The organism is Streptomyces coryli, from assembly GCF_011044975.1.
Taxonomy (GTDB): domain Bacteria; phylum Actinomycetota; class Actinomycetes; order Streptomycetales; family Streptomycetaceae; genus Streptomyces; species Streptomyces coryli.
In genome coordinates, this window is record NZ_JAAKZV010000386.1 from 1 (window position 1) to 4,941 (window position 4,941).

General features: G+C 73.9%; 4 protein-coding genes and 1 riboswitch. Of the genes, 2 read left to right on the forward strand and 2 right to left on the reverse strand.

Translation table 11 applies throughout. The features are described from left to right. Positions 1–13 precede the first annotated feature (13 nt). Complete coding sequence (pdxR, locus tag G5C51_RS39790; RefSeq protein ID WP_165245468.1) at positions 14–1,357, forward strand: MocR-like pyridoxine biosynthesis transcription factor PdxR; 1,344 nt, start codon at positions 14–16, stop codon at positions 1,355–1,357. A 1-nt stretch (position 1,358) separates the two neighbouring features. Here the strand turns inward: pdxR and rocD are convergent, their stop codons facing one another. Continuing rightward, complete coding sequence (gene rocD / locus G5C51_RS39795; RefSeq protein ID WP_165245462.1) at positions 1,359–2,561, reverse strand: ornithine--oxo-acid transaminase; 1,203 nt, start codon at positions 2,559–2,561, stop codon at positions 1,359–1,361. A gap of 169 nt (positions 2,562–2,730) precedes the next feature. Beyond that, a riboswitch (ZMP/ZTP riboswitch) is annotated at positions 2,731–2,825 on the forward strand. Between the two features lie 32 nt (positions 2,826–2,857). On the opposite strand from rocD, the gene G5C51_RS39800 reads away from it, so the two are divergent. Next, complete coding sequence (locus G5C51_RS39800; protein WP_165245464.1) at positions 2,858–4,123, forward strand: serine hydroxymethyltransferase; 1,266 nt, start codon at positions 2,858–2,860, stop codon at positions 4,121–4,123. Here the strand turns inward: G5C51_RS39800 and G5C51_RS39805 are convergent. Beyond that, on the reverse strand, positions 4,093–4,872 hold the full coding sequence (locus G5C51_RS39805) for a hypothetical protein (protein WP_165245466.1): 780 nt from the start codon (positions 4,870–4,872) through the stop codon (positions 4,093–4,095). The two genes, G5C51_RS39800 and G5C51_RS39805, sit on opposite strands and share 31 nt — an antisense overlap. Between the last annotated feature and the right edge of the window lie 69 nt (positions 4,873–4,941).

Genomic DNA, 4,941 nt, shown 5'->3' on the forward strand with positions numbered 1-4,941 from the left:
CTCCGGGGCCTCGCTGACCAGGGCTTTGCGGGAGGCGGTGCGGAGCGGGCGGCTGGCGCCCGGGGTGCGGCTGCCGTCGTCGCGGGCGCTGGCGGCGGACCTCGGTGTGGCCCGTAATACCGTCGCCGATGCCTATGCCGAGCTGGTCGCCGAAGGGTGGCTGACCGCGCGGCAGGGGTCGGGGACGCGGGTGGCGCAGCGGGCCGAGCCGCGGCGGGCGCGGGCGGGGCGCCCGGCGCGGTCGCCCCGGCATCCGCTGAATCCGCCGGTCACGTACAACCTGATGCCGGGCCAGCCCGACGTCTCCGCCTTCCCGCGCACCGCCTGGGCCACCGCCACCCGGCGGGCGCTGGCCGCGGCGCCGAGCGAGGCGTTCGGGTATCAGGGGCCGGCCGGGCGGTTCGAGCTGCGGGCGGCGCTGGCGGAGTATCTGGCGCGGGTGCGCGGGGTGGACGCGGACCCGGAGCGGATCGTGGTGTGCGCGGGCTTCGCGCACGGGCTCGGCGTGCTGGGCCGGATGCTGCACGGCACCGGCGCGCGGCAGGTGGCGGTCGAGTCGTACGGGCTCGGGCCGCACCGCGACCTCCTCACCCGTGCCGGGCTGCGGCTCGCCGCGCTGCCGTACGACGACGGCGGCACGCGGACCGCGGGCCTCGACCGACTCGGCGTGGACGCCGTGCTGATGACGCCCGCGCACCAGTTCCCGACGGGCGTCGCGCTGCCGCCCGAGCGGCGGGCCACGGCGGTGGACTGGGCGCGGGCGGCGGGCGGGCTGATCGTCGAGGACGACTACGACGGCGAGTTCCGCTACGACCGGCAGCCGGTGGGCGCGCTGCAGGGCCTCGACCCGGAGCGGGTGGTGTACTGCGGCACCGCCAGCAAGGCGCTGGCCCCGGCGCTGCGGCTGGGGTGGCTGGTGCTGCCGCGGCGGCTCGTCGGGGAGTACCAGGAGGCGCTGGGCGAGAACACCGTGGTCGGCTCCGTGGAGCAGCTGACGCTGGCGGAGTTCATCACCTCGGGCGCGTACGACCGGCATGTGCGCGCGATGCGGATGCGCTACCGGCGGCGGCGCGACCGGCTGGTCGCCGAACTGGCCCGGAAGGCCCCGCACGTGCGGGTGACCGGCATCGCGGCCGGGCTGCACGCGCTGCTGGAGCTGCCGGCGGGGACGGACGAGCGGGCGGTGGTGCGGGCCGCCGCCCGCGAGGGGCTGGCGGTGAGCCACCTGGGCCTGCTGACGTACGCCGCCCCGGAGACGTCGCGCAGCGCGATCATCGTGGGCTACGCGACGCCGCCGGATCACCTGTTCCCCGGCGCGGTGGCGGCGCTGTGCCGGGCGCTGAACGCCGGGGTGTGACTCAGGTCAGCACCGCCCGCAGCTGGTCCAGGCCCCAGTCCAGGTCCTCCTTGCTGATCACCAGCGGCGGGGCGATGCGGATCGTCGAGCCGTGGGTGTCCTTGACCAGGACGCCGCGTGCCATCAGCTTCTCGGACAGCTCGCGGCCCGTTCCGTACGACGGGTCGATGTCGACGCCCGCCCACAGGCCGCGGCCGCGCACCTCCCGTACCGGGCCGTTGCCCGTCAGCAGGCCCAGTTCGGCGTGCAGATGGTCGCCGAGCTCCGTGGCGCGCTGCTGGAATTCGCCGGTCCGCAGCATGGCCACGACCTCCAGGCCCACCGCGCAGGCGAGGGGGTTGCCGCCGAAGGTGGAGCCGTGTTCGCCGGGGTGGAAGACGCCGAGCACGTCGCGGTCGGCGACCACCGCCGAGACCGGGACGACGCCGCCGCCCAGCGCCTTGCCGAGGATGTAGACGTCCGGGACCACGCCCTCGTGCTCGCAGGCGAAGGTCCGGCCCGTACGGCCGAGGCCCGACTGGATCTCGTCCGCCATGAACAGCACCCCGCGCGCGGCGGTGAGTTCGCGCACGCCCGCCAGATAGCCGGGCGGCGGGACCAGCACCCCCGCCTCGCCCTGGATCGGCTCCAGGAGGACGGCGACCGTGTCGTCGTCGACGGCCGCGCGCAGCGCGTCCAGGTCCCCGTACGGGACGATCTCGAAGCCCGGCGTGTACGGGCCGTAGTCCGCGCGCGCCTCGGGGTCCGTCGAGAAGGAGACGATCGTCGTCGTACGGCCGTGGAAGTTGTTCTCCGCGACGACGATCTTCGCCCGGCCCTCCGGCACGCCCTTGACCCGGTAGCCCCACTTGCGGGCGGTCTTGACGGCGGTCTCGACCGCCTCCGCGCCGGTGTTCATCGGGAGCACCATGTCCTTGCCGCACATGGCCGCGAGCTGCGTGCAGAAGTCCGCGAAGCGGTCGTGGTGGAAGGCGCGGGAGGTGAGCGTGACGCGCTCCAGCTGGTCGCGGGCGGCGTCCAGCAACCGCCGGTTGCCGTGGCCGAAGTTCAGCGCCGAGTAGCCGGCCAGCATGTCGAGGTAGCGCTCGCCCTCGACGTCCGTGACCCAGGCGCCCTCGGCGGAGGCGATGACGACGGGCAGCGGATGGTAGTTGTGCGCGCTGTGGGCGTCCGCGGCGCGGATCTGGTCCTGCGTGGTCGACATATCGCTTCGGCTCCGTTCGTGGTACGGCGGGAGTTGGAGGTGGGCCCTTGTGGGACCCACTTCTATCGTGCGCTTCCGCCGCGCGGCGCAACCCTCGCGCCCGCGGTGTCGCGGCGCCCACATGGCGGAACGGGCCCTCCCCGCCCGCCGCCACGGCGCTAGGGTGGGCCACGAGCGCCGCGACTGGCGATACGTGGAATCGACCACGGGGAAGCGGTGCTCGGCGAAGAGCACACGAAGGTGCCGCCCGCCTGGGCACCCGGGGACGACAGCGATGCGACCCGGAGGTTACGCCGATGCCCCTTGACCACCCTGCCCTCAGTGCCGCCGACCCGGAGCTCGCGGCGCTCGTAGGAGCGGAAGAGCAGCTGCAGGCCGACACCCTGCGGATGATCGCCAGCGAGAACTACGTGTCCAGCGCCGTCCTCGAGGCGACCGGCACCGTCCTCACCAACAAGTACAGCGAGGGCTACCCCGGCCGCCGCTACTACGAGGGCCAGCAGAACGTCGACCCGATCGAGGCCCTCGCCGCCGGCCGCGCGGCCGCCCTCTTCGGCGCCGATCACGCCAACGTGCAGCCGTACTCCGGCTCCCCGGCCAACCTCGCCGTCTACCTCGCCTTCGCCGAGCCCGGCGACACGGTGATGGGGATGTCGCTGCCGATGGGCGGCCATCTCACCCACGGGTGGGGGGTGTCGGCGACCGGGAAGTGGTTCAACGGCGTCCAGTACGGGGTGCGCGCCGACACCGGGTTGATCGACTTCGATCAGGTACGGGATCTCGCCCGCGAGCACCGCCCCAAGCTGATCTTCTGCGGCGGCACGGCGATCCCGCGCACCATCGACTTCGCCGCCTTCGCCGAGATCGCGCGCGAGATCGACGCCGTCCTGGTCGCCGACATCGCGCACATCGCGGGGCTCGTCGCGGGTGGCGCGCACCCGTCGCCGTTCCCGCACGCCGACGTCGTCTCCACGACCACGCACAAGACGCTGCGCGGGCCGCGCGGCGCGATGCTGCTGACCAAGGAGGCGTACGCGAAGCCGGTCGACAAGGCCGTCTTCCCCGGCCTCCAGGGCGGCCCGCACAACCACACCACCGCCGCCATCGCCGTCGCCCTGCACGAGGCGGCGCAGCCGTCGTTCCGCGACTACGCACACGCCGTCGTCGCCAACGCCCAGGCGCTGGCCGCGGCGCTGGCGGAGCGCGGCTTCGACCTCGTGTCGGGCGGTACGGACAACCACCTGATCCTGATGGACCTGACGCCGAAGGACGTCCCGGGCAAGATCGCGGCCAAGGCCCTGGACCGGGCCGGCATCGTCACGAACTACAACACCGTCCCGTACGACCCGCGCAAGCCCTTCGACCCGTCGGGCCTGCGCATCGGCACACCGTCGCTGACCTCGCGGGGGCTGACGACGGAGCACATGGAGCAGGTCGCTGTGTGGATCGACAGGGGGGTGGCCGCGGCGAAGGCGGAGGACGAGGTCGCGCTCAAGGTGATCCGGGGTGAGGTGGCCGAGCTGATGGCGGCTTATCCGGCGCCGGGCCTGCCGGTCGGCTGACCCGCCGGCCAGGTGTCCGGCTGTTCGCCGGGGCCCGGCTCGTCCGGCTCCGACACGTCGAGCAGCTCCCAGCGCGACCTGCCCTCGACCCCTGTACGAGGGCGGGCGCGCAGCGACACCCACACCAGCAGCGCGCCGGCCGCCGCGCCGGGCAGGGCCCACCACCAGCCGGTGGCGGCGTCGGTGTCCGGCGTGGCGGCACGCGGGTCGGACGCTTTGTCGGGCTGTGCGGCGGCGGGTTGGCCCGTGGCTTCGCCGCCGCCCTTGCCGGCGCCCTGGGCCGGCTGCTTGCCGTCCACCTTCAGCTGGGCCAGCAGTTGGCGGAGTCCCTCCGGGTCGGCGGCCCGCAGCCAGGTCTGCGTGGGCTTGGCCTCGCGGCCGGAGAGGTCGGTCAAGGAGCGGAGGATCAACGGGCGGCCGTCTCGGGTGTCCAGGTGGATGCGGTCGACGCGCCACACCTGGACATCGTGGATCATCCAGGTGGCGGTGACCTGGCGGCCCTCCTGGCCACCGAGTGCGGCGCTCGACGGGGCCTTGCTCAGCGCGTGTGTCTGGTCGGACAACTCGCCGATGGCGTTGGCGAGCTCGTCATACGACTCCGAGGTCGCGTGCAACGCGGTCGCCTGCCAGCTGCCGGCGTTGAAGACGGCGACGCTCGTCGGCCCGCCCGCACTGGCGGGCACGGCGAGGGCGAAGCCAATCAGCGGGGCGATGAGCAGCACGATGGCGATGCGGATGAAGCGGCGCATGTGGGCACCTCCTTGGGGTGGATACACCGGTGGCGCTCCGCGGGTTCCGGTCCGGTGTGCCCACCCACC